The 23619-nt window shown below is 64.2% G+C and carries 23 protein-coding genes; 16 read left to right on the top strand and 7 right to left on the bottom strand.

The genetic code is table 11. The annotated features are described in order from the left end of the window. Positions 1-42 precede the first annotated feature (42 nt). A complete protein-coding gene (locus tag CEJ45_RS20150; RefSeq protein ID WP_088756874.1) occupies positions 43-1083 on the top strand; it encodes a restriction endonuclease in 1041 nt (346 codons plus the stop codon). A 77-nt stretch (positions 1084-1160) separates the two neighbouring features. On the opposite strand, the gene CEJ45_RS20145 is transcribed toward CEJ45_RS20150, so the two are convergent. Then, positions 1161-2078 (bottom strand): LysR family transcriptional regulator, encoded by a 918-nt coding sequence (locus tag CEJ45_RS20145; RefSeq protein ID WP_088756873.1) that lies wholly within the window; start codon positions 2076-2078, stop codon positions 1161-1163. 129 nt (positions 2079-2207) lie between these two features. Between CEJ45_RS20145 and CEJ45_RS20140 the strand changes: the two genes are divergently transcribed. The 6 genes from CEJ45_RS20140 (at position 2208) to CEJ45_RS20115 (ending at position 8028) form a co-directional block, all read left to right on the top strand. Beyond that, the gene (locus CEJ45_RS20140) at positions 2208-2966 is read left to right on the top strand and encodes a 5-oxoprolinase subunit PxpA (RefSeq protein ID WP_088756872.1); all 759 of its coding nucleotides are present in this window, start codon (positions 2208-2210) and stop codon (positions 2964-2966) included. A 30-nt stretch (positions 2967-2996) separates the two neighbouring features. Further along, on the top strand, positions 2997-3245 hold the full coding sequence (locus CEJ45_RS20135; RefSeq protein ID WP_088756871.1) for an acetyl-CoA carboxylase: 249 nt from the start codon (positions 2997-2999) through the stop codon (positions 3243-3245). Positions 3246-3255: 10 nt separating this feature from the next. Beyond that, a complete protein-coding gene (locus CEJ45_RS20130) occupies positions 3256-4644 on the top strand; it encodes an acetyl-CoA carboxylase biotin carboxylase subunit (RefSeq protein ID WP_088756870.1) in 1389 nt (462 codons plus the stop codon). Between the two features lies 1 nt (position 4645). Beyond that, positions 4646-5536 (top strand): 5-oxoprolinase subunit B family protein, encoded by an 891-nt coding sequence (locus CEJ45_RS20125; RefSeq protein ID WP_088756869.1) that lies wholly within the window; start codon positions 4646-4648, stop codon positions 5534-5536. Further along, positions 5526-6503, top strand: a complete 978-nt coding sequence (locus tag CEJ45_RS20120; protein ID WP_088756868.1) for a 5-oxoprolinase subunit C family protein — start codon at positions 5526-5528, stop codon at positions 6501-6503. Before CEJ45_RS20125 ends, CEJ45_RS20120 begins: the two co-directional genes overlap by 11 nt. A gap of 193 nt (positions 6504-6696) precedes the next feature. Further along, positions 6697-8028, top strand: a complete 1332-nt coding sequence (locus CEJ45_RS20115; RefSeq protein ID WP_088756867.1) for a purine-cytosine permease family protein — start codon at positions 6697-6699, stop codon at positions 8026-8028. 91 nt (positions 8029-8119) lie between these two features. Here the strand turns inward: CEJ45_RS20115 and CEJ45_RS20110 are convergent, their stop codons facing one another. The 6 genes from CEJ45_RS20110 to CEJ45_RS20085 form a co-directional block, all read right to left on the bottom strand. Continuing rightward, a complete protein-coding gene (locus tag CEJ45_RS20110) occupies positions 8120-8953 on the bottom strand; it encodes an ABC transporter ATP-binding protein (RefSeq protein WP_187697721.1) in 834 nt (277 codons plus the stop codon). Further along, positions 8950-10740 carry a branched-chain amino acid ABC transporter ATP-binding protein/permease gene (locus tag CEJ45_RS20105; protein WP_088756865.1) on the bottom strand — a complete coding sequence of 597 codons (1791 nt, stop codon included), beginning with the start codon at positions 10738-10740 and terminating at the stop codon, positions 8950-8952. The genes CEJ45_RS20110 and CEJ45_RS20105 overlap by 4 nt, the downstream gene beginning before the upstream one ends. Before the next feature lie 10 nt (positions 10741-10750). Further along, on the bottom strand, positions 10751-11803 hold the full coding sequence (locus tag CEJ45_RS20100; RefSeq protein ID WP_088756864.1) for a branched-chain amino acid ABC transporter permease: 1053 nt from the start codon (positions 11801-11803) through the stop codon (positions 10751-10753). Between the two features lie 156 nt (positions 11804-11959). Then, positions 11960-14020: a phenylacetic acid degradation bifunctional protein PaaZ gene (gene paaZ / locus CEJ45_RS20095; protein WP_088756863.1), complete on the bottom strand. Its 2061-nt coding sequence runs from the start codon at positions 14018-14020 to the stop codon at positions 11960-11962. 72 nt (positions 14021-14092) lie between these two features. Beyond that, positions 14093-15238 carry an ABC transporter substrate-binding protein gene (locus tag CEJ45_RS20090; protein WP_088756899.1) on the bottom strand — a complete coding sequence of 382 codons (1146 nt, stop codon included), beginning with the start codon at positions 15236-15238 and terminating at the stop codon, positions 14093-14095. Positions 15239-15310: 72 nt separating this feature from the next. Further along, a complete protein-coding gene (locus CEJ45_RS20085) occupies positions 15311-15931 on the bottom strand; it encodes a TetR/AcrR family transcriptional regulator (protein WP_088756862.1) in 621 nt (206 codons plus the stop codon). Between the two features lie 319 nt (positions 15932-16250). On the opposite strand from CEJ45_RS20085, the gene CEJ45_RS20080 reads away from it, so the two are divergent. From CEJ45_RS20080 to paaI, 9 genes are all read left to right on the top strand, one after another. Further along, positions 16251-16853, top strand: a complete 603-nt coding sequence (locus tag CEJ45_RS20080) for a phenylacetic acid degradation protein PaaY (protein ID WP_088756861.1) — start codon at positions 16251-16253, stop codon at positions 16851-16853. Between the two features lie 126 nt (positions 16854-16979). Beyond that, positions 16980-17966, top strand: a complete 987-nt coding sequence (paaA, locus tag CEJ45_RS20075; protein ID WP_088756860.1) for a 1,2-phenylacetyl-CoA epoxidase subunit PaaA — start codon at positions 16980-16982, stop codon at positions 17964-17966. Between the two features lie 93 nt (positions 17967-18059). Beyond that, the gene (gene paaB / locus CEJ45_RS20070) at positions 18060-18344 is read left to right on the top strand and encodes a 1,2-phenylacetyl-CoA epoxidase subunit PaaB (RefSeq protein WP_008332574.1); all 285 of its coding nucleotides are present in this window, start codon (positions 18060-18062) and stop codon (positions 18342-18344) included. 10 nt (positions 18345-18354) lie between these two features. Next, positions 18355-19107, top strand: coding sequence for a 1,2-phenylacetyl-CoA epoxidase subunit PaaC (paaC, locus tag CEJ45_RS20065; protein ID WP_088756859.1), 753 nt, complete (start codon positions 18355-18357; stop codon positions 19105-19107). Then, the gene (paaD, locus tag CEJ45_RS20060; protein ID WP_088756858.1) at positions 19104-19637 is read left to right on the top strand and encodes a 1,2-phenylacetyl-CoA epoxidase subunit PaaD; all 534 of its coding nucleotides are present in this window, start codon (positions 19104-19106) and stop codon (positions 19635-19637) included. The genes paaC and paaD overlap by 4 nt, the downstream gene beginning before the upstream one ends. Positions 19638-19673: 36 nt before the next feature. Then, positions 19674-20744 (top strand): 1,2-phenylacetyl-CoA epoxidase subunit PaaE, encoded by a 1071-nt coding sequence (paaE, locus tag CEJ45_RS20055; protein ID WP_088756857.1) that lies wholly within the window; start codon positions 19674-19676, stop codon positions 20742-20744. 61 nt (positions 20745-20805) lie between these two features. Then, positions 20806-21597 (top strand): 2-(1,2-epoxy-1,2-dihydrophenyl)acetyl-CoA isomerase PaaG, encoded by a 792-nt coding sequence (paaG, locus tag CEJ45_RS20050; RefSeq protein WP_088756856.1) that lies wholly within the window; start codon positions 20806-20808, stop codon positions 21595-21597. A gap of 1 nt (position 21598) precedes the next feature. Further along, the gene (locus CEJ45_RS20045) at positions 21599-23137 is read left to right on the top strand and encodes a 3-hydroxyacyl-CoA dehydrogenase (RefSeq protein WP_088756855.1); all 1539 of its coding nucleotides are present in this window, start codon (positions 21599-21601) and stop codon (positions 23135-23137) included. Further along, the gene (gene paaI / locus CEJ45_RS20040) at positions 23130-23618 is read left to right on the top strand and encodes a hydroxyphenylacetyl-CoA thioesterase PaaI (protein WP_088756854.1); all 489 of its coding nucleotides are present in this window, start codon (positions 23130-23132) and stop codon (positions 23616-23618) included. Before CEJ45_RS20045 ends, paaI begins: the two co-directional genes overlap by 8 nt. Position 23619 lies beyond the last annotated feature (1 nt).

Here is a 23619-nt window from a genome sequence, read left to right as displayed (position 1 = left end):
GTAGGCAGCCACGCCACATAAAACAAACAGGGGAATCCAACCATGTCCATCTGGCTCATCCGCGCCGGCTCCCACGGCGAGTACGAACACAAGTTCATCCAGGAAAATCGCGTCTACGTGACCTGGGACGACCTCGACGTGGATCTCTCCAAAATGTCCGGCCGCAGCGAACTCACCGCCGCGATGACCCAGCGCTACAGCGAAGCCAAGCCCAAGACCATCCAGAACTGGGTCAGCCAGGTCTGGCCCTTCGCCCATGAAATGAAAATCGGCGACCTGGTCGTCGTTCCCCTGAAGTCGCAGCCAGCGGTCTACGTCGGTGAAATCACCGGGGACTACCAGTGTCAGCCATCCGGCCCCAGCCCCTTCTTCCACTCCCGTGCCGTCAAGTGGATAGGCGAGGCCATTCCGCGCACGCACTTCGGCAAGGACTTGCTGTTTTCCTTCGGCGCGTTCATGACCATCTGCCGCATCAAGCGCAACAGCGCCGAACAGCGTATTGCCGCCATGCGCTCCAATGGCTGGAAAGCCGAGACGCTTGCCGCCGCGACCAAAGCAACAGCCTCGGCCAGTAACGATGAAGAGACTGCCGATTCCGACCTGGACGAACTGGCGCGCGACCAGATTGCTTCCCTGATCTCCGCCCGTTTCAAGGGCCACGGCTTGACCCGCTTGATTGAAGGCATCCTCAAGGCGCAGGGCTACACGACCTACCGCAGCCCGGAAGGCGCAGACGGCGGCGCCGATATCCTGGCCGGATCCGGCCCGCTGGGCTTTTCAGCGCCACGCCTGTGCATCGAGGTCAAATCGGAAGACTCACCCATCGGGCGCGAGCCTGTGGATAAATTATTGGGGGCGATGACCAAGTTCAATGCCGACCAAGGCTTGTTCGTGGCCTGGGGTGGCTTCAAGGGCAACGTACAGAAGGAAATGGCTTCACAGTTCTTCCGGCTGCGCCTGTGGACGCAAAAGGAGATCCTGGAGCAACTCTTCGAGCAATATGATCGGCTGGACGAAGACCTCAAGGCAGAACTGCCCCTCAAGCGCGTGTGGATGGTGGCGTCCCAAGAGGAAATTCTCTAAATCATTTCCGCTTGTCAGCGGCAAGTGCTGTGGACAATTCAACTGGAAGTGATTCTCCACCCATGAGAATCACGTTCTCACCTCCTCCCGCTACTCAACTGCGGCGTCAAAAACGACTGCCTGAAATACTCCCTCACCGCCTCCATGGCCGGCGTAAACGTCACCCCCTTGCGCCAGGCCAGCCCCACATTCATGGCCGGCACGTGATCCATCAGCAGCACCGTCTCGATGCGCAATCCTTCCAGCGACCACGGGCGATACACCAGGTCCGACAGGATCGCCACGCCCGAACCATTGGCCACCATGCTGCGCACCGCCTCGATGGAACTGGTCCGCATGATGATGTTGGGCTTGCGTCCGCTTTGATTCCAGTACCGCAGCGCGGTCTTGTCGGCCTCGTCCACCGTCAGCAGGATGAAGGGCTCATTGGCTACCTCCGAGAGATTCACCACCGAGCGCTCGCCCAACGGATGACGCGCCGGTAGCCACAGTCGGCGCACTGATCCGAACAAGGTCTCGTAGGCGATCTCGCGGTGACGCAAATTGGATGTCAGCACCACCGCCATGTCGATCTCGCCCTCCACCAGGCTCTGCTCGATCTCCGCGCGCTCCTTCTCATGCACGTGGATCTTGATGGCCGGATAGGACTGCGACAGCCGCTGCAGATGGTGCGGCAAGAAATATCCCAGCACCGTGTAGCTGGCCGCCACCCGCAAACTGCCGCTGGCCGTGTTGTCGGGCAAGGGGCTCTTCATCGCATCGTCCACGCTGCGCAGGATCGAATACGCATGGTTGAGGAAATGCCGCCCGCTGTCGGTGAGGATCATCCCCTGCGGAGAACGGATGAACAGCGGTGCCCCCAGCAAGGCCTCCAGTTCCTGGATGGCACTGGTGACGGACGATTGCGAAATATGCAGATGGATCGCCGCCTGCGAAATCTGCCCCACTTCCGCAGTGGCCACGAAATAACGAATCTGCCGGAGGGTGATGGCCATGTTTGATGCCCTTCATAAGCTATCGGATTTTTCGATATCAAGCCCTCTGATAATACATCTGTCCAATACCGTTGACGATTTCTATACTCGGTTTCACGTGCTGATTCCGACAGCACCGGAGACCACCAGATGAAAACAATCGACCTGAATTCGGACATGGGCGAAGGCTTCGGCCCCTGGACCATCGGCGATGGCGTCGATGCGGCCATCCTGCCCCTGATCAGTTCAGCCAACATCGCCACCGGCTTTCACGCGGGCGATCCCAACACCATGCGGCGTACGGTGGAACAGGCCCGGCAACACGGCGTTGCCATCGGCGCACATCCCGGCTTTCGCGACCTGGTCGGCTTCGGCCGCCGCCATCTCAACGCGCCGGCCATCGAACTGGTCAACGACATGCTCTATCAGCTCGGCGCCCTGCGTGGGTTCGCCCGCCTCAACGGCATGTCCCTGCAGCACATCAAGCCGCACGGCGCGCTCTACATGCACCTGGCCCGCGATGAGGAGGCCGCCCGCGTCTTCGTGCAGACGCTGCGCCAGCTGGACCCGAACTTGCTTCTCTTCTGCATGCACGGCTCGGCGGTCTGGCGCGTGGCGCAGGAACTGCAGCAGGCGGTGGTCTGCGAGTTCTATGCCGACCGCGATTACGACAACAGCGGCTCCATCGTCTTCACCCGCCGCGTCGGTGCGCTCGATCCGGCCCAGGTCGCAGCCAAGGTGCTGCGGGCGTGTCGCGAAGGCGTGGTGCGTACGGTCGAAGGACGCGACATCCCCATCGCCTTCGACTCCGTCTGCATCCACAGCGATACCCCCGGCGCGCTGGCGCTGGTGCAGGCCACGCGCAAGAGCCTGGAAGCGGCCGACATCGCCATCGCTGCGCCGCGCTGATCCCCCCATTCGTTCCGAAGGAGAAAAGTCATGGCAGTCCACGAAGTGCACTCCCCCTTGCCCGGTACCTTCTATCGCCGGTCCAGTCCAGATGCCCCACCCTATGCAGAGGCAGGCGACGTCATCGAAGCCGGCGGCGTGATCGGCCTGATCGAAGTGATGAAACAATTTACGGAATTGCAGGCCGAGCACGGCGGCAAGCTGCTGGCCTTCCACGTCGGCAACGGCGACCCGGTCGAACCCGGCCAACTGGTCGCCGTGATCGAGACCGCAGACTGAGGCCGGCATCATGACGACTTCCCTGCGCAAACTCCTCATCGCCAATCGCGGCGAGATCGCGGTGCGCATCATTCGTGCCGCGCAAGCCCTGGGCATCAAGACGGTAGCTGCCTGCAGCGAAGCCGATGCCGATTCGCTGGCCGCGCGCATGGCCGACGAAGTCCAGCTCATCGGCCCGGCCCGCGCCGACCGCAGCTATCTCAATGTGGACGCCTTGCTCAAGGCGGCTCGCGACAGTGGTGCCGATGCCATCCATCCTGGCTATGGTTTCCTCTCCGAGAACGCCACCTTCGCCGAGGCCGTCAGCGCCGCCGGATTGATCTTCGTGGGACCGGAGGCCGATACCATCCGCCGCATGGGCGACAAGGCCGAAGCGCGTCGTACCGCAGCCGCAGCCGGCGTGCCGGTGGTGCCTGGCTCGGCGGATGAACTGGAGGATGTCGCCACCGCACTGGCCTGTGCCGACGAGATCGGCTATCCGCTGCTCATCAAGGCCTCGGCCGGAGGCGGCGGTCGCGGCATCCGCATGGCGCGAGATGCCGCCGAACTGGCAAGGGAATTCCCGCTGGCGCAAGGCGAGGCCCAGGCCGCCTTCGGTTCCGGTGCGGTGTATCTGGAGCGCTTCATCCGCCGTGCACGCCACATCGAAGTGCAGATCCTGGGCGATGGCCAGCGTGCCGTTCACCTGTTCGAACGCGAATGCTCGCTGCAACGGCGTCGCCAGAAAGTCTTCGAAGAAGCCCCCTCGCCCGTGCTCACGCCCTCACAGCGGCAAGCCCTGTGCGAGAGTGCGGTGCGGTTGGCCGAACAGCTGCGCTATCGCGGCGCGGGCACGCTGGAATACCTCTTCGACGACGAGAGCGGCGAGTTCTTCTTCATCGAGATGAATACCCGCATCCAGGTCGAGCATCCGGTCACCGAGATGATCACCGGCATCGATCTGGTCCAGGCCATGTTGCGCATCGCCGGTGGCGAGCCGCTGGGCCTGCAGCAGTCCGATATCCGCATGCAGGGTGCGGCGCTGGAGATGCGCATCAATGCCGAAGATCCCGAGCGCAATTTCTTCCCCTGCCCCGGCACGGTCGCCGAGCTGCAGTGGCCGCAGGGTGATGGCGTGCGCGTGGAGAGCCATCTCTATGCGGGCTATCGCATCCCGCCGTATTACGACTCGCTGCTGGCCAAGCTGGTGGTCCATGGCAAGGACCGCGCACAGGCCATCGCCCGCGCCCGGGCAGCGCTCACTGCCACGCGCATCACCGGCATGGCCACCACCTTGCCACTGCACCAGTGGTTGCTGGCCGATGCCCGCGTACAGGCTGCCCGCTTCGATACCGGTGCACTGGAAACCTGGCTGGCCGAACGTGCCGCCGCGCGCGCCGCGCAACTTGAGGAGGCCTGAGATGAACCGCACACAAGCCGTACCGGCCGCGCCCATCCGATACAGCATTGCGGGCGACGAACACCTCTTTGCCGAAGTTTCGGAATCGATGTCCCTAGAAGCCTTCTTCCGCGCCATGGCCATCGCGCGCGCGGTGGAGAAGCTGGCATTGCCCGGCGTCCTCGATGTCTGCCTGGCCAATGCCTCCTTCCAGATCCGCTTCAATCCCGACCTGATCCATCCGCTGGCCCTGCTGGAACAGGTCAAGGCGCTGGAGAGCAGTACCACGGCCGAGCGCGGCATCGACACGCGCATCATCGAAGTCCCCGTGCTGTATGACGATCCCTGGACCGATGAAACACAGGCGCGCTTCCGCGACCGTCACCAGGATCCTGCTTCCACCGACCTGCAATACGCGGCGCGCATCAATGGCTACGAGGAAGTACAGGCCTTCATCGCCGCCCACAGCGGCACGCCGTGGTTCGTCTCCATGGTCGGCTTCGTGGCCGGCCTTCCCTTCATGTACCAGATGGTCGAACAGGACCGGCAACTGCAAGTCCCCAAGTACCTGCGTCCGCGCACCGACACGCCGAAGCTGGCACTGGGACACGGTGGCTGCTTCGGTTGCATTTACTCGGTACGCGGTGCGGGTGGTTACCAGATGTTCGGCGTCACGCCCGCCCCGATCTACGATCCGCAGCAGGGCCTGCCCTACCTGCAGGAATCGATGGTGTTCTTCCGCGCTGGCGACATCGTGCAATTCAAGGCCATCGATCGCAGCGCGTATGACGCCGCCGTCGAGGCCGGTCATTTCGACCTGCGCATCCGTCCCGTGCGGTTTGATCTCGATGCGTTCCAAACCGATCCCCAGGCCTGCATCCACGCTCTCAAGGAGGCCCTCCATGATGATTAAGGTAAAACAGCCCGGCCTGGCGACCTCGGTGCAGGACGGTGGCCGGGAAGGCTACTACCATCTGGGCATCCCGCCCTCGGGGGCGCTGGACCAATACGCACTGCGCAGCGCCAACCTGCTGGTCGGCAACCACCCCACCACCTCCGCGCTGGAATGCAGCCTGCTCGGGCCGCAACTGGAATTCCAGTCTGACGCCCTGGTTGCCGTCACTGGAGCGCGCATGCAGCCGCGTGTGGACGGCAGCGAACGCCCGCTCGATACCGCGTTCATGGTGCGCAGCGGCGAGGTCCTGAGCTTCGATTATCCGAAAGCGGGCGCGCGCAGCTATCTCGCCATCGCCGGTGGCATCGATGTGCCGGTGGTGCTGGAAAGCCGTTCCACCTATGCGCTGGGCGCGTTGGGCGGGTGGCAGGGACGCAAGCTGGCCAAGGACGATGAACTGCCGCTGGGCCGGGCCGCGTCGAAGGCTGCCGAGGGGCGCGCCCTGCCGCTGTCGCTGGTACCGGTCTTCGATCGCGAAGCCACGCTGCGCGTGGTGCCGGGGCTGTATATACATCGTCTCACCGAGGACGCCGTGGAACGCTTCTTTGCCGATACCTGGACCGTGGGCTCGGAAGCAGACCGTATCGGCTACCGCTTCAAGGGCGGCCAGGCGATGCAGTTCAAGCCACGGGAACAGCCCTTCGGCGCCGGTTCGGATCCCTCCAACATCGTCGATGCCTGCTATCCCATCGGCTCGATCCAGATCCCCGGGGGCCTGGAACCTATCGTCCTGTTGCGGGATGCGGTCTCCGGTGGCGGCTACGCCACCATCGGCACGGTCATCAGCGCCGACCTCGACCTGATCGGGCAACTGCAGCCCAACCACAAAGCCCAGTTCGTGCGGGTGACGCTGGAGCAGGCCCTGGAGGCCCGCCGCCAGTACCAGCAGCGCTTCCAGCGCCTGAGCAGCCTGCTGGGCAGCTGACACTTCCGCACGCATTGCACCGCGTTTGACGCTTGTCCCCAGGCCAGTCCGCACGAGCGGCTGCCCTGGGGCCGGCCCCGGCTTTGCCTTCGCTTTCGTACTCGCAGCAACTTGCAGCAACTTGTTGGAACGTCCTTCTTGCCTCTCATCCGCCTCATTGAATCATTGCTTCAACGTCTCTGGAGAAACTGACATGGCCGGCCTATCACACACACAGAACAAGGAAACCGATCTCTCCACCCACAGCGTCCCCGCCAGCGCGCGCATGGGCAAACTGTCGCTGACGATGGCCTGGTGGGCCGTCTGCAGTGCGATCTTCTACATCGTCGTGGGGGCATCGCTGGCGCTGACCTATGGGGCGCGCATTGCCCTGATCGGCATGGTGCTCTCGGTCATCAGCTACGGACTCATCAATGCCTGCATCAGCCGCTACGCCATGCGCACCGGCCTGTCGGTGGCCCTGTTCTCGCGCATCCTGTTCGGCCGGCTCGGGGCCTCGCTGGCCACGTTGATCTTCTTTTCCACCGCGATCTACTACGCCGTCTTCGAGGGCTCGGTGATCGCAGTGGCCCTGCATCATCTGTATCCCTCGCTGCTCTATCCGGTCGCGGCGCTGATCGTGGTGCTCTACAGCGTGCCGCTGGTGTTTGGCAGCGTGCAGAACTGGCTGGACAAGTTCAACGGCGTGCTGCTGCCGTTTTATCTGCTGGGCCTGCTGATGGCGCTGGTGTTGGCGGTGAGCCAGTATGGCTACCAACCGCAGTGGCTGGACTTCGGCCCGGCGGTGCCGCCGGCGGACGGCTGGTGGAGCTGCTTCACGTATTACATGGGCGTGTGGGTACTGATGATGTTCACCTTCGACTATGCCCGCTTCGGCAAGCCGGAAGATGCGACGTATCACGGCCGCTTCAATTTCGGGATGCCCTTCTACCTGGTCACCATCCTGCTCAATGGTGCTGCCGGCATCTACCTGGCCAGCAGCATTCCGCAGGATGGCCCACTGTCCGAGGTATCGGTGGTGATGGCCATCCTCAAGCTGATGGGGTTCTGGGGACTGCTCTTCGTATGGGTCACGCAGACGCGCATCAATACCGCCAACTACTATCTGGCGACGGTCAACATGCAGGCCTTCTTCGGCAACCTGCTGGGCCTGCGCGCCTCGCGCCTGGTGTGGTCGGTGGTGGTCGGCGCAGTGGTCTATGCGCTGATGCTGGCGGACGTGTTCTCCTACCTGCTCAAGGCACTGGCCTATCAGGGCGTGTTCGTGGTCGCCTGGGTGGGCGTGGCGCTGGCGCATATTCTCACCGTACCCGATCACGCTGGCACCGGCGAAGGCTCGGCCGGCATCAACCGGGTCGGCCTGGGAGCGTGGTTCTGCGGCGTGGTGCCGGGCTTCGTGCTGATGGAGATGACGGGCTTCTGGCCATCGCTGTCGGCACCGCTGACCTTCGTGGCGTCAATGGGGGTGTATGCCTTGTGGCAGCAGCGGGGACGCGCGGGCAAGACCTGGCAGACGGCGAAGTGATTGCGTTCCTGCGCAACACGAGGGCGGCCATGGCTGCCCTTTTTTGATGTCCGAATGACCTGTGCTCTCGGGCTGCCGGGCAACTGGTCCGCTAGGAAACCGCGCTTCGCTGAATCAGCTCCACCGGCTCCCGCGCCACCCCCAGATAACTTTCCACAATCTTCTTGTCCGCCGCCAGCACCCCCGCCGGCCCTTCACAAACGATCTCCCCCATCTCCAGCACATACCCGTAATCGGCCACCTGCAAGGCCGCGCGCGCATTCTGCTCCACCAGCAAGGTGGCCACGCCAGTGCTGCGCAGCTGGCTGATGATGGAAAGGATTTCCTTGGTGATCAGCGGTGCCAGGCCCAGGCTGGGCTCATCCAGCATCAGCACCTGCGGCTTGGCCATCAAGGCGCGCCCTACCGCCAGCATCTGGCGCTCGCCACCGGACAGCGTCCCGGCCGCCTGCTTGCGCCGCTCCTTCAGGCGCGGGAACAAGGCATAGACAAACTCCTGCTGATCCAGATAAGCGGATTCGCCATTGCGCCGCCGCTTGTACGCGCCCAGGAGCAGGTTGTCCTCCACGCTCATGGAGGTAAACAATTCACGCTTTTCCGGCACCAGCGACAGCCCGCGCGCCACGCGCTCCTCCACCTCCATCTGGCTCACATCCTCGCCCTGGAAAGCGATCCGCCCACTGGCTGCCGCGCCCGCCGGCATCGCGCCCATCATGGCATTGAGCAAGGTCGACTTGCCCGCGCCATTGGGCCCGATGACGGTCACGATCTGTCCGGCCCGCAGCGACAGCGCCGCCTCGGTCAACGCCGGCACCTTGCCATAGCGCGCCGAGAGCCCGCTGACTTCCAGCAACAGCGGCGCGCTCACCGCGCGCACTTCAGGTTCCACGCTGGCAGGGGTCATCATGGTTGCTGCAGTCATCATTGGGCTCCTCCCAGATAGGCTTCCAGCACCGCCGGGTGGACCTGGATCTGCGCCGGCGTGCCCTCGGCAATCTTGGTGCCGAATTCCATGACCACGATGTGGTCGGTCAATTGCATCACGAAGTCCATGTCGTGCTCCACCAGCAGCACCGCCATGCCCTCGCCGCGCAGCTTGTCCAGCAATGCCGCCAAGGCTTGCTTCTCCTTCAGGCGCAGACCGGCCGCCGGTTCATCCAGCAACAACAGCGCCGGATCACAGCACAGCGCGCGCGCAATCTCCAGGATGCGCTGCTGGCCCAGCGCCAGGCTACCTGCAGGCCGGTCCACCAGATCGCCCAGGCCGACACGCTCCAGCTGCCGCCGCGCTTCGCTGAGGATGCGCGCTTCCTCCTTGCGATTGGCCCGCGCCAGACTGGCCAGGATGCCGCGCTGGGGCGCAAACTCGCCGCGCCGGAACGCGCCCATGGCCGCGTTCTCCAGCACGCTCATCCCCGGCACCAGCCGCACATGCTGGAAAGTGCGCGCAATGCCACGGCTGGAGATCTCGCGCGAGGACAATCCCGCCAGCGACTGCCCGCGATAATTGAGCTTGCCGCTGGTAATGGAGAGCACACCGGTCACCAGGTTGAAGGTGGTCGACTTGCCCGCGCCATTGGGCCCGATCAGTCCCACGATCTCCCCGGCCTTCACCGAAAAGCTCACATCATTGACCGCCACCAGTCCACCGAACTGCTTGCGTGCTGCCTCCACTTCAAGGATCACTTCGCCCCGCGCCGGCTTGGGAATCTGCGTCAACGGCGCAGTATCCGCAGGCAACTGGCGCGGCAGGCGCCGCCCGAAACGCGCCTGCAGACGCGGCCACAAGCCCTCGTTGGCGAACTGCAGGAAGATCACCAGCGCGATGCCAAAGACGATGGCCTCGAAATTGCCGCCGGTACCCAGCACACCCGGCAACCACTCCTGCAGGAAATTGCTCAGCACCGCCAGCAGGCCCGCACCAAGGATCGCTCCCCACACATGGCCGGCACCACCGACCACCACCATCAGCAGGTAATCGATGCCGTATTTCAAGCCGAAGGGCGTGGGGTTGACCGCCTGTTGCAGGTGCGCGTACAGCCATCCGGAAATGCCCGCCAGCACGGCTGCGTAGACGAAGATGACGATCTTCAGCCGGGCCGTATCGACCCCCATGGCCTCCGGCATGACCGTGCCGAACTTGAGCGCACGCACCGCGCGCCCGGCCCGCGAATCCAGGAAATTGACCACCGACACCAGCGCCAGGATCACCACGGCCCAGATGAGGAGATACATCGACGCCCCATTGCCGAAGGTGAACTGGCCGATGGCAATCGGCGGGATGCCGTTGATGCCGTCATGCTTGCCCAGCATCTCCAGGTTGCCGAACAGGTAGTACAGCGATAGGCCCCAGGCAATCGTGGACAACGGCAAATAGTGCCCGGAGATGCGCATGGTGAGCGTGCCGATCAGGAAAGCCGACAAGCCGGTCAGCCCGATCCCCGCCAGCAATCCAAGCCAAGGAGATAGCCCGAACTGGGTCGTGAGATACGCAGTGGTGTAGGCACCGATGCCGACGAAAGCCGCCTGCCCGAACGAGATCAATCCCGCCACGCCGGTCAGCAGCACCAGCCCCAGCGCGACGATGGCATACAGCCCGACATAGGACAGCAGCGTGACCCAGAACGGTGGCAGGCCCAATTGCGGCAGCACCAGCACGATGGCGAAGAACAGCACCGGCAAGGCGGCGCGATGCGATGTGAATGCAGTCATGGCGGCGTCCTCAGGCTTCTTCGTCGATGTGGTGGCTGGTCAGCGAACGCCACAGCAGGATGGGGATGATGACCGTGAAGACGATCAGTTCCTTGAAGGCACTGGCCCAGAAGGAGGAAAAACTCTCGATCAGCCCGACCGATACCGAGCCCAGCGCCGCGATGGGATAACTGGCCAGTCCGCCGAAGATGGCGCCCACGAAGCCTTTCAGGGCGATGATGAAACCGGACTCATAGTTGACGATGGTAAAGGGCGCAATCAGGATGCCGCACAGCGCACCGATGCCCGCCGACATCGCGAAGGACAGCTTGCCCGCCTGGTTGATGCCCACCCCCACCAGCCGCGCACCGAGACGATTGACGGCAGTGGCACGCAAGGCCTTGCCGGTCAGCGTACGTTCGAAGAAGACATAGATCACGGCGATCAGGGCGGCCACCGTCACCAGCACGATCACGCTCTGTCCCGAGACCGGGCTCTCGCCCAGGGTGAACTGCATCTCGGTGAAGGGCTTGGTATTGGTCCCCTCGGGGCCAAACATCAACAACCCCAGACCGACCATGGCCAGATGCACACCCAGTGAGACGATCAGCAACACCAGCACGCTCGAATGCGCCAGCGGCTGGTACGCCACGCGATAGATCATCGGCCCCATCGGGACCACGATCAGCAGTGTCAGCAGGATCTGCCAGGGCATGGCCAGCGCTTGCAGGTCGACATACCGCGTCAGTGCGTAGAGCACCAGCGGCAGGCCGATGTGCGTGGCCAGCAGCGGCGGCAGCCGGCGCAGGAAACGCGCGCGGCTCGCGGCCAGGCGCATGGCGGTGCCGCCTTCCACGGCCAGCGTCACGCCGCCCAGCGCCACCAGCAGCAAGGCGGTACCGGGGGCATGGCCGTTCTGGATGGCCGCCAGGGTCAATGCGCCGAAGGCGACGAACTCGCCCTGCGGCAGGAAAATCACCCGTGTCACTGAAAACACCAGGACCAGCGCCAGCGACAGCAGCGCATAGATGGCGCCGGTCGTGATGCCGTCCTGGATCAGCACGGTCAGAATGCTGGTATCCACTTGTCTCCTCCTGTTGATGCCGGCCGCCGCAGATCGGGCTGCGACTGGCCGGGATAGGCCCGGTTCTTGTCAGGGATGAACCTTTGGGGCTGCTTTCTTGTGTCTGGCGCGGATGACCGTATGGGGCATGAAGCTTTCTGCAAACAGGCCGATGGCTCAAGCCTCCGGCTTCTTGGCCACCAGGGTCAGGATGTCGTAGGACGCCACCAGTTCGCCGTCCTGGTTGCTCACCTCCACATCCCAGGCCACTACGCCCTGCCCTTGGCCGTTGGCATCCTTCTTGTTGCGGTCGATCTTGCGCTCGCAGGTCAGGCGCGCCGAGATGGTGTCGCCGATGCCGACCGGCTTGACGAAGCGCAGCGTATCCAGTCCGTAGTTGGCCAGCACCGGACCCGGCGCCGGCGAGACGAACAGGCCGGCCGCTGCCGACAAGACGAAGTAGCCATGTGCAATGCGCTTGCCGAACGGCGACTGGCGTGCCGAGATGTCGTCGAAATGCATGTAGAAATGGTCGCCCGAGAGGCAGCCGAAATTGACGATGTCGGCTTCGGTGACGGTACGGCGGTGCGTGGCCAGCGAGTCGCCGATCTGCAGGTCCTCGAAGTAGTGGCGGAAGGGATGGATATCCGATTCGCGCACCTTGGCACCGCGCACATGTTCGCCGACGACTGCGGCCAGCATGGTCGGCGAACCCTGCACCGCCGTGCGTTGCAGGTAATGCTTCACGGCGCGCGAACCGCCCAGTTCCTCACCGCCACCGGCGCGGCCCGGACCACCGTGCTTGAGCTGCGGCAGGGGCGAACCGTGGCCGGTGGATTCCGGTGCGGCTTCGCGGTCCAGCACCAGCAGGCGGCCATGCCATGCAGCGGCCACGGGAATGGCGCGCGCCGCCACCGACGGGCTGCGCGTGACCAGGCTGGCCACCAGGCTGCCGCGTCCGCGTGCGGCCAGCGCCAAGGCTTCATCGAGGTCGTCATAGGGCATGAGCGTGCTGACCGGACCGAAGGCTTCCACTTCATGCACCGGGCTGCCTGCTGAGGTATCGCGCGCCAGCAGCAGGGTCGGCGCGAAGAACGCACCTTCACCCACGCCGTCGCCTTGCGGCTGGAAGTGGCTGCCGGCACCCAGAATCAGTTCGGCACTTTGTCTCAACAGGGCCACGCGCTCTTCCACGTCGCGCTGTTGCGCGCGTGACGCCAGCGGCCCCATGCGCACCGACTCCAGCGCCGGGTCGCCGATGACCGTTTTCGACAGGCGCGCGGCGAGTTTTTCCGAAATTGCATCCAAGTGTTGGCGCGGCACGATGGCGCGGCGGATGGCCGTGCATTTCTGGCCTGCCTTGGTGGTCATCTCGCGCGCCACTTCCTTGACGAAGAGATCGAATTCCTCATCGTCAACGTTGACGTCGGGACCGAGGATGGCGCAGTTCAGCGAATCGGCTTCGGCATTGAAGGGGATGGAGTTGGCAATCAGGTTGGGATGCGCACGCAGCTTGGCCGCCGTATCGGCCGAGCCGGTAAAGGTCACCACGTCCTGCGCCTGCAGGCGATCGAGCAGGTCGCCGGTGCTGCCGATGACCAGCTGCAGGCTGCCCTCGGGCAGCAGGCCGGATTGCTGGATCAGGCGCACTGCCGCTTCAGCCAGGTAGCTGGTGGCGGTGGCGGGCTTGACGATGCAAGGCATGCCGGCCAGGAAGGTCGGGGCGAATTTTTCCAGCATGCCCCAGACCGGGAAGTTGAAGGCATTGATGTGCACTGCCACGCCACCGCGCGGCACCAGGATGTGCGTCCCGGCGAAGCGGCCCTGCTTGCCCAACGAGATGGCCGGGCCTTCATGGACCAGGTTGGACGAAGGGAATTCATTGGTGCCGATGCTGGCATAGGTGAACAGCGTACCGCTGCCGCCTTCGATGTCGATCCAGCTGTCGGTGCGGGTCGCGCCCGTGTGGGCGGAGACGGCGTAGAGCGTTTCCTTGTGCTCGACCAGGTATTTGGCCAGCGCCTTGAGGATCGCGGCACGTTGCTGGAAGTCCAGCTGCATCTGGGCCGGCAAGCCCTTCTTGCGGGCATGTTCCAGCGCTTCGCCGAAGTCGATGGATTCCTGGTGGGTGCTGGCGACGGTATGGCCGTTGACTGCGCTGTGCAGTGCCTGGGCCGGGCTTTCACCGAACCAGCGGCCAGCGATGAAACTCTGGAGCAAGGGTGGACGGGCGGACATCGGAGACTCCTGTAATCGTGTGGACGCAGCGCTGCGGGCAGTGAAGCCACGCAGCGTTGAAGAGAAGGTGGATCAGGGCTGGTACTGCCAGGCGCCGTCAACGATCTTGACCATCACCGAAGCACGCTGGTCCAGGCCCAGGTGATCGGTGGCCGACATGTTGTAGACGCCATGCACACCGGTGACTTCCTTGGTGGCTTCCAGCGCATCGCGCAGGGCCGCGCGGAATTCCGGGGTGCCCGGCTTGGCGCGCTTCAACGCTACCGGAATGGCCGACTGCAGCAGCACGCCTGCATCCCAGGCATAGCCGCCGAAGAGCGAGACGCTGTCCTTGCCATGGGCCGCCTCATACTTGGCGGTGTAGTCCAGCGCCACCTTGCGGATGGGGTTGGCAGCCGGCAGTTGCGCCGCCACCAGCACGGGGCCGGCCGGCAGCAGGGTGCCGTCCAGCATCTTGCCGCCCACGCGCAGGAAGTCGGCATTGGCCACGCCGTGGGTCTGGTAGATCTGGCCCTTGAAACCGCGTTCCTTCAACGCCCGCTGCGGCACCACGGCCGGCGTGCCGGAGGCGGCAATGAGGATGGCGTCCGGCTTGGCTGCCACCAGCTTCAGGGCTTGCGCGGTAGCCGATGTGTCATTGGGAGCGAAGCGTTCGTTGGCGACCAGCTCCAGCTTCTTGAGGCCGGCGGCCTTCTTGAATTCTTCGTACCAGCCTTCGCCATAGGCGTTGGAATAACCGATGAAGGCAATGCGCTGGTAGCCGCGCGCCACCATGTCCTTGGCGATGGCCAGCGACATCATGATGTCGTTCTGCGGTGTCTTGAAGACCCACTTCTTCTTGGCATCCATGGGTTCGACGATGCGTGCGGCGGCGGCCAGCGAGATCATCGGCGTCTGTGCTTCGGCGGCCACTTCGATCATCGAGATCGAGTTGGGGCTGACCGATGAGCCGACGATCACATCCACATTGTTTTCAGAAACGAAGCGGCGCGCGTTCTTGACCGCCTGCGTGGTGTCGGAGGCGTCGTCGAGGACGATGTAGTTGATCTTCTGCCCGGCGATGGTGGCCGGTAGCAGCGCGATGGTGTTCTTTTCGGGGATACCCAGCGAAGCGGCCGGGCCGGTGGTGGATACGGTGACGCCGACGTTGATGTCAGCGTGTGCGACGAGCGCGCAGCCGGCCAGGGCCAGCGCCAGCAAAGGGCGAGCAAACTGCATGGAGGTCTCCTTGATGATTTTGTCATTGTGGTGCTGCGTGCCTGCAATGACGCTACCGATCAAGGGCTCACGTCATCGTTTCTTCTTCGCGGTGCCTTCCAGGCTGACGGCACCGATCCCGCCAAACAACAAATCGGACACGACCACGGCCATGCGTTCATGGGTCAGTTCGCCATCGGGCTTCAACCACATGAACATCCAGTTGATCATGCCGAACAACAGCATGGCCAGCGGCTTGGCCATGCGGCTGCGATCCAGTTCAGGGCGCACCGCGCACATGGCGTCGGCTACTGCCTTGACCACCTTGCGCTCGCCGGTGAGGATGCGCTTCTGGTCTCCCGGTTCCAGGAAACGCACGTCCTCGGTCAGGACGCGATGCTCGTTCTGGGCATCGCGGTATTCCTCCACGAAGCGCTGGATCAAGAGGCGCAAGCGCGGCTCCGGGTCCAGCTCCTGCTGCGCGACTTCATCGACCAGCGCACAGAGGCGGTCGATGTGGTCTTCGCAGATGTGCATCAACAGCTGGTGCTTGTCGGCAAAGTAGTGATACAGCGACGCCTTGGACAGGCCACACGCCAGCGCCACCTCATTCATCGATGTGCCCACGAAACCATTGCGCGCGAACAAGGCTGCCGCCTGTTCGATGATTGTCTCGCGCTGGTTGTCGTATCCCGCTGCTCGCTTGCGTGGCATAAATGCTTCCTCGTCGATATTTCCGCAAAGTCATGATTGTGCCGTAAATCAAAACTCTTACGAAACATCTATCGGAGACATCCTGCCCTGCCAGCCTCCCTGCCCTGCCTCAATTTCCCTGCCTGCTGAACACGGTCAGAAAAAATCTTCAAAACATTATTGACCAACCGGTCGGTCGAAATTATTATTCCTCAAAAAACAGCGGCAGGCAAATGCTTTTTTCCATGCGTTTCAACCGGGAAAGACAAGCAAAGCTTCAGCACGCTGCAACCACAAGCTGCTGGCGCGCCTGCAGGGATGCGCTGGCCAAGGAGACGCGGTGCCCTGTTACTCGATCGAAGGCGTGATCCCGGTGGTCGACCCGGCCGCCTATGTCCATCCCACGGCGGTGCTGATCGGCGACGTCATCGTCGGCCCCGATTGTTACGTCGGCCCGGCGGCCTGCCTGCGCGGCGACTTCGGCCGCATCGTGCTGGAGCGTGGTGCCAACGTGCAGGACACCTGCGTGGTGCACGGCTTTCCGGGCCACGCCACGGTGGTGGGCGAGAACGGCCACATTGGCCACGGTGCGGTGCTGCACAGCTGCACGGTCGAGCGCGATGCGCTGGTGGGCATGAATGCGGTGGTGATGGATGAAGCGGTGGTGGGCGAACAATCCATCGTGGCCGCCTGCGCCTTCGTGCGGGCGGGCATGCAGATTCCCCCGCGTACCCTGGTGGCCGGTTTGCCGGCCAAGGTGGTGCGCGACCTGACGCAAGAAGAGATGGCCTGGAAACGGGCCGGTACCGAGACGTATCACGACCTTGCCAAGCGCAGCCTGAAGAGCCTGCGGGAGGTCAGCCCCCTGGCGCAGATCGAAGAGAACCGGCCGAGCCTGGCCGCGCCCTTCGTCGAACCGCTGATCGCGGCCAAACGGGCTTAGCAGGCGGCAGCACATTTTTTCAGTTTCAAGATTCACGCTTTTACATCACGCAGACGCAGGGCCGGTCCCTGCGGCAAGGACCGCGTTCGTCCAGCGCCGGCGTGATCCACTTCATGGAGAAGCAGCATGTATGCACAACTCGTAGAAACCGGACTGGCCAAGGTGCGCAGCGCCGACGACATGTCCCCCGAAGAACAGGCCTTCCAGGCGCGCATCGATGCGGGCGTCAAGATCGAGCCCAAGGACTGGATGCCCGAGGCCTATCGCAAGACCCTGGTGCGCCAGATCTCGCAGCACGCCCACTCGGAAATCGTCGGCCAGCTGCCCGAGGCCAACTGGGTCACGCGCGCCCCGACCCTGGAGCGCAAGGCCATCCTGCTGGCCAAGATCCAGGACGAAGCCGGGCACGGCCTCTACCTCTACAGCGCCGCCGAAACCCTGGGCGTGTCGCGCGACGCCCTGCTGGGCGACCTGCATGCGGGCAAGGCCAAGTACTCCAGCATCTTCAACTACCCGACCCTGAGCTGGGCCGACATGGGGGCCATCGGCTGGCTGGTGGATGGCTCGGCCATCATCAACCAGATCCCGCTGTGCCGCTGTTCCTATGGTCCCTACTCGCGCGCCATGGTGCGTGTGTGCAAGGAGGAATCCTTCCACGCCCGCCAGGGCTACGACATCATGCTGGCGCTGTGCCGTGGCACGCCGGAACAGAAGCAGATGGCGCAGGATGCGCTGAACCGCTGGTGGTGGCCGGCGCTGATGATGTTCGGCCCCTCCGATGCGGAATCGGTCAACAGCGCCCAGTCGATGCAATGGCGCATCAAGCTCTTCTCCAATGACGAACTGCGCCAGCGCATGGTCGACCAGACCATCCCGCAGATCGAATACCTGGGCCTCACCGTCCCCGACCCCGACCTCAAGTGGAACGAAGAACGTGGCCGCTACGACTTCGGTGACATCAACTGGGACGAATTCCACAACGTCCTGCGCGGCAACGGCCCCTGCAACCGCGAACGCCTGGCCACCCGCAAGAAAGCCTATGACGACGGCGCCTGGTTCCGCGATGCGCTGGTGGCGCATGCCGACAAGCGTGCCGCGCGCAAGGCGGCGTGATTCGCCGGCCGCGCATATCTGGATCGCTTCATCTCACAACCTGCCAGTGGCCGTCCGACCTCACCGGGTGGCCCGCCAACAAGGAAACGCATCATGAGCAAGGAATGGCCTCTCTGGGAAGTCTTCATCCGCAGCCAGCACGGTCTGGCCCACAAACACGTCGGCAGCCTGCATGCCCCCGATGGCGAGATGGCCATCAACAATGCGCGCGACGTCTACACGCGCCGCAATGAAGGCGTGGGCATCTGGGTGGTACGTGCCGCCGACATCGTCTCCTCCAGCCCTGGCGACAAGGCGCCGCTGTTCGAACCGGCCAACAGCAAGGTGTATCGCCACCCGACCTTCTTCCCGATGCCGGCTGAACTGAAGAACCTGTAAGAGGCGCACCATGACCGATAAAACCGATTACGTGCGACGCCTGGGCGACAACGTCCTGGTGCTCTCGCAGCGCCTCTCCGAATGGTGTGGCAAGGGCCCGGCCCTGGAAGAAGACATGGCCCTGATCAACGTCTCGCTGGACCTGATCGGCCAGGCCCGCCTGTGGCTGGCCTACGCCGCCGAACTGGAAGGTGCAGGACGCAACGAAGACCAGCTGGCCTTCCTGCGCGATGCCCATCAGTTCCACAACCTGCTGCTGGTGGAGCTGCCCAATGGCAGCTATGCCGATACGCTGGCGCGCCAGTTCCTCTTCGATGTCTGGCATTACTTCCTGCTCGAAGGCCTGTGCGAAAGCAGCGATGCACGCATCGCCGAGATCGCGCAGAAGTGCTTCAAGGAAGTCACCTATCACGTCCGTCGCAGCACCGACCTGATGATCCGCCTGGGGGACGGCACCGAGGAAAGCCACCGCCGCATGCAGGACGCCATCGATGCGCTGTGGATGTACACCGGCGAACTGTTCACTGCCGACGCGCTGGACCAGGTCATGCAGGCCAACGGCATCGCGCCGGACCTCGGAGAGCTGCAGCAGAAGTGGCAGCAGCACGTCACCGAGGTGATGCGCGAAGCCACGCTGCAGCTGCCTGCGTCCGGACTGTGGATGCAGGGCGGCGGCAAGCAGGGCCGGCATACCGAACACCTGGGCTACCTGCTGGCGGAGATGCAGTTCCTGCAGCGCACCTATCCGGGAGCGAGCTGGTGAGCGAGCTGGCCTCCCGCGCGCAGACCCTGCAGGCGAGCATCTGGGAATGGCTGGAAGCCATTCCCGATCCGGAGATTCCGGTCATCTCGGTGGTCGACCTGGGCATCGTACGCGCCGTCGAGGTCTCCGAGGCGGATGCCGAGGCAGCACGCTGCACCGTGGTCATCACCCCGACCTACTCGGGCTGCCCGGCCATGGGCGTGATCGCACAGGACATCAGCACCGCCCTCAAGCAGCACGGGCTGGCCGAGGTGGCCATCCGCACGCAGCTGGCACCGGCCTGGAACACCGACTGGATGAGCGAGAAGGGCCGCAGCAACCTGCAGCAATACGGCATCGCGCCCCCGGCGCAGCAGGTCATCGACATTCGCGGCATCAGCCTGCGGCCACAGGCAGCACCCCGGGTGCAATGCCCGCATTGCGGTTCGATGCAGACGGTCTGCGTGAGCCAGTTCGGCTCCACCTCCTGCAAGGCGCTGTACCAGTGCAAGGACTGCCGCGAGCCGTTCGATTACTTCAAGGCGCATTGAGCCGCGCTCAATGTCCCAGAACAAAGGCACAAGATCATGAGCAAATTCTATCCACTGACCATCTCGGGCGTGAAGCAGGAAACGCGCGATACCATCGTGGTCTCCTTCGCCGTCCCGCCCGAATTGCAGGACACGTTTTCCTACCAGCAAGGCCAGCACCTGACGCTGCGCTCGCATATCGAGGGCGAGGAATTGCGCCGCTCCTATTCCATCTGCGCGGCGACCCAGGAAAAGCAGTTGCGCGTGGCCATCAAGCGCGTACCGGGCGGGCTGTTCTCGAACTGGGCCAATGAATCCTTTGTCCCGGGACAAAGCATCGAGGTGATGCCGCCCATGGGCCACTTCAACGTCCCGCTGGATGCGGCCAACCGCAAGCACTACCTGGCCTTTGCCGCCGGCAGCGGCATCACGCCGATGATCTCCATCATCAAGACCACGCTGCTGGCCGAGCCGCACAGCCGTTTCACGTTGGTCTATGCCAATCGTGCTTCCTCCTCGGTGATCTTCAAGGAAGAAATCACCGACCTCAAGGATGCCTACCTCGAACGCCTCAACGTGATCTGGGTGATGAGCCGCGAGCAGCAGGACGTGGAACTGTTCAACGGCCGCATCGACCGCAGCAAGTGCGATGCCTTCTTCGCCTCCTGGATCGATATCAAGGATGTGGACGCCGCCTTCCTGTGCGGCCCGGAAGAGATGGTGCAGGCCGTCTCCGACTCGCTGCAGGCGCATGGCATGCCCAAGGCGCAGATCAAGACCGAACTGTTCGCCGCCAGCGCGCCGACACGCGCGCATGCCTCGCGCCCGGTGGTGGGCAAGAAGGAATGCGAGGTCACGGTGATCGTCGACGGGTATCACAACGTCTTCACCATGGACAAGGAAAAGGAATCCGTGCTCGACGCAGGCCTGAAGCACGGCATCGACCTGCGCTACTCCTGCAAGGGGGGCGTGTGCGCCACCTGCCGCTGCAAGGTGGTCGAGGGCAAGGTCGACATGGATGCCAACTACGCGCTCGAAGACTACGAGATTGCGCGCGGCTTCGTCTTGAGCTGCCAGTCCTTCCCGGTCAGCGACAAGCTGCTGCTGGATTTCGACCAGGACAACTGAGGCGGCCACGTCCGCACGATGCTGCCCTCCCTTTGATCAGCCCCTGAACTTTCCCGAGCCCATGAGCGACTCCTCCATCCTCTTCGAGAACCATGACGGCATCGCCGTCATCACCCTGAACCGTCCCGACAAGCTCAACAGCTTCACCGTGGCCATGCACCTGGAGTTGCGCGAGGCCATCGCCGCGCTGCAAGCCGACACCAGCGTACGGGTGCTGCTGCTCACCGGCGCCGGACGCGGCTTCTGCGCCGGCCAGGACCTGGGCGACCGCGCCGTCAAACCCGGTGATGGCGCCGTCGACCTGGGCGAATCCATCGACAAGTACTACGGTCCGCTGGTGAAGTCGCTGCGGGCGCTGCCCTTCCCGGTGATCTGCGCCGTCAACGGCGTGGCCGCCGGTGCGGGCGCGAACCTGCCGCTGGCCTGCGACATCGTGCTGGCCGCGCGTTCGGCCAGCTTCGTGGAAGTGTTCTGCAAGCTGGGGCTGATCCCTGATACCGGCGGCACCTACTTCCTGCCGCGCCTGGTGGGCACGGCACGCGCCATGGGCATGGCGCTGCTGGGCGACAAGATCAGCGCGGAGCAGGCCGAACGCTGGGGCCTGATCTGGAAGTGCGTGGACGACGACAAGCTCATGGAAGAGGCCTACGCCATGGCCACGCAATTCGCCCGCGCCCCGACCAAGGGCCTGGCCGCCACCAAGGCCACCCTGTATGCCAGCCCGGCCAACACGCTGCCCGAACAGCTGGATCTGGAGCGTGACACCATGCGCGCCCTCGGGCACAGCCGCGATTACCGCGAGGGCGTGAGCGCCTTCCTGGAAAAGCGCGCACCGCAATTCACGGGGCAATGACATGAGCGCAGCAGAGAACACCTGCGCCCTGCCCGCCACCGCTGCGGTGGCGGTGATCGGCAGTGGCACCATGGGTGCCGGGATTGCCCAGGTGGCGGCCATGGCCGGTCATCCGGTGCAGCTCTACGACAGCCGCGAGGGGGCCGCCACCAAGGCCATCGGCGAGATCCGCGCGACCCTCGACCGCCTGGCCAACAAGGGCAAGATCAGCGCCGAGCAAGCCGAGGGCGCCAGCGAGCGCCTGGCAGTGGCCGGCTCGCTGCAGGAGATGCGCGGCGCGCGCCTGGTGGTGGAAGCCATCGTCGAACAGCTTGCGGCCAAGCAGGAACTGTTCGGCAAGCTGGAAGCCATCGTCGATGCGCAGTGCATCCTGGCCAGCAATACGTCCTCGATCTCGATCACCCACATCGCCGCCACGCTGCGCCATCCCGAGCGCCTGGTGGGCATGCACTTCTTCAACCCGGTGCCGCAGATGGCGCTGGTGGAAATCATCCGCGGGCTGGCCAGCGATGGCGCCGTGGCGCGCTGCGTGCAGGACACCGCACGTGCCTGGGGCAAGATGCCGGTGCTGGCCAGCTCGACGCCGGGCTTCATCGTCAATCGCCTGGCGCGCCCCTACTACGCCGAAGCCCTGCGCGTGCTCAACGAATGCGGTGCGCAGCCGGCCACCATCGATGCCCTCCTGCGGGAGGCGGGGGGCTTTCGCATGGGGCCCTTCGAGCTGATGGACCTGATCGGGCATGACGTCAATTTCGCCGTCACGCAATCGGTGTTCCAGGCCTACTTCAACGATCCGCGTTTCACGCCTTCGCTGATCCAGCAGGAACTGGTGCACGCCGGTTACCTGGGCCGCAAGACCGGGCGCGGCTTCTATCGCTATGACGCGGCGGCCGACACGCCAGCGCCCGCGACCGAGCCGGTCTTCGACGTCCCCACGGTGCCGCTGCAATTGTTCGGCACGCATCCCCTGGTGGAAGTGGTCCGCGCCCGCTACAAGGGGCGCGTGGAATACTGCGCGCCGCGCGCGGACAACCTGCTCTTGAAGGGCGGCCCCGGCCGCCTCTACGTCACCGAGGGCCGCACCGCCACCCAGCAATCCTATGACTACAACATGCCCGACGTGGTGCTGGTGGACCTGGCGCTGGACTATGCCAAGGCCCCGCGCCTGGGCCTGGCCCGCGCCGACCAGTGCCGCGACCGTGCCTACCAGGCCGTGGCAGGCGTGCTGCAAAGCTGCGGCTTCGCCATCTCGCCTCTGCAGGACGTGCCGGGCATGGCGGTCATGCGGACCGTCTGCATGCTCGTCAACGAAGCCGCCGACGCCGTCAACCAGGGCGTCTGCAGCAGGAGTGACGCCGACATGGCCATGCAGAAGGGCGTCAATTATCCGCGCGGCCCCTTGGCCTGGGCCGATGCCATCGGCATCGACACGGTGGCCAACGTGCTGCGCCAGCTCAGTGTCACCTATGGCGAAGACCGCTACCGCGTCTCGCCCCTGCTCCAACGACTGCAAGCTTCCGGGAGGAAATTCCATGAGTGAGACCGCCTTGCCATTCCCATCCACCGGGATGGATCCACAAGCCCTGGCCGAGGCCACGGTGCGCGCCATGTACCCGCGCGACAACGCTTCCCAGTCCCTGGGGATGAAGGTGCTGGAAGTCGGCCCCGGCCGCGCGCGCCTGAGCATGCTGGTACGCAGCGACATGCTCAACGGCCACGCCACCTGCCATGGCGGTTTCATCTTCGCGCTGGCCGACAGCAGCTTTGCATTTGCCTGCAACAGCCGTAATCTCAACACCGTGGCATCGGGGTGCAGCATCGACTACGTGGCCCCTGCCCTGCGCGACGACGTGCTCACCGCAGAAGCGCAGGAGCGCACGCTGACCGGCCGCACCGGCGTCTACGACATCACCGTGAGCAACCAGGACGGCAAGGTCATCGCGCTGTTCCGGGGCAAGTCCTATCGCATCAAGGGCGAGGTGATCGCAGGACTACCGGCGGCGCAGCAGGGCCACGCATAAA

Origin of the sequence: Herbaspirillum aquaticum (assembly GCF_002213425.1) — a bacterium.
GTDB lineage: Bacteria > Pseudomonadota > Gammaproteobacteria > Burkholderiales > Burkholderiaceae_D > Herbaspirillum > Herbaspirillum aquaticum.
The sequence above is the reverse complement of the archived record's forward strand: the minus strand, read 5'-3'. Positions and strand labels throughout refer to the sequence as shown.

Coding starts and splice junctions, on each gene's coding strand:
- CEJ45_RS20150 (WP_088756874.1), top strand. CDS start 43: ATGTCCATCTGGCTCATCCGCGCCGGCTCCCACGGCGAGTACGAACAC.
- CEJ45_RS20145 (WP_088756873.1), bottom strand. CDS start 2,078: ATGGCCATCACCCTCCGGCAGATTCGTTATTTCGTGGCCACTGCGGAA.
- CEJ45_RS20140 (WP_088756872.1), top strand. CDS start 2,208: ATGAAAACAATCGACCTGAATTCGGACATGGGCGAAGGCTTCGGCCCC.
- CEJ45_RS20135 (WP_088756871.1), top strand. CDS start 2,997: ATGGCAGTCCACGAAGTGCACTCCCCCTTGCCCGGTACCTTCTATCGC.
- CEJ45_RS20130 (WP_088756870.1), top strand. CDS start 3,256: ATGACGACTTCCCTGCGCAAACTCCTCATCGCCAATCGCGGCGAGATC.
- CEJ45_RS20125 (WP_088756869.1), top strand. CDS start 4,646: ATGAACCGCACACAAGCCGTACCGGCCGCGCCCATCCGATACAGCATT.
- CEJ45_RS20120 (WP_088756868.1), top strand. CDS start 5,526: ATGATGATTAAGGTAAAACAGCCCGGCCTGGCGACCTCGGTGCAGGAC.
- CEJ45_RS20115 (WP_088756867.1), top strand. CDS start 6,697: ATGGCCGGCCTATCACACACACAGAACAAGGAAACCGATCTCTCCACC.
- CEJ45_RS20110 (WP_187697721.1), bottom strand. CDS start 8,953: ATGATGACTGCAGCAACCATGATGACCCCTGCCAGCGTGGAACCTGAA.
- CEJ45_RS20105 (WP_088756865.1), bottom strand. CDS start 10,740: ATGACTGCATTCACATCGCATCGCGCCGCCTTGCCGGTGCTGTTCTTC.
- paaZ (WP_088756863.1), bottom strand. CDS start 14,020: ATGTCCGCCCGTCCACCCTTGCTCCAGAGTTTCATCGCTGGCCGCTGG.
- CEJ45_RS20090 (WP_088756899.1), bottom strand. CDS start 15,238: ATGCAGTTTGCTCGCCCTTTGCTGGCGCTGGCCCTGGCCGGCTGCGCG.
- CEJ45_RS20085 (WP_088756862.1), bottom strand. CDS start 15,931: ATGCCACGCAAGCGAGCAGCGGGATACGACAACCAGCGCGAGACAATC.
- paaA (WP_088756860.1), top strand. CDS start 16,980: ATGTATGCACAACTCGTAGAAACCGGACTGGCCAAGGTGCGCAGCGCC.
- paaB (WP_008332574.1), top strand. CDS start 18,060: ATGAGCAAGGAATGGCCTCTCTGGGAAGTCTTCATCCGCAGCCAGCAC.
- paaC (WP_088756859.1), top strand. CDS start 18,355: ATGACCGATAAAACCGATTACGTGCGACGCCTGGGCGACAACGTCCTG.
- paaE (WP_088756857.1), top strand. CDS start 19,674: ATGAGCAAATTCTATCCACTGACCATCTCGGGCGTGAAGCAGGAAACG.
- paaG (WP_088756856.1), top strand. CDS start 20,806: ATGAGCGACTCCTCCATCCTCTTCGAGAACCATGACGGCATCGCCGTC.
- CEJ45_RS20045 (WP_088756855.1), top strand. CDS start 21,599: ATGAGCGCAGCAGAGAACACCTGCGCCCTGCCCGCCACCGCTGCGGTG.
- paaI (WP_088756854.1), top strand. CDS start 23,130: ATGAGTGAGACCGCCTTGCCATTCCCATCCACCGGGATGGATCCACAA.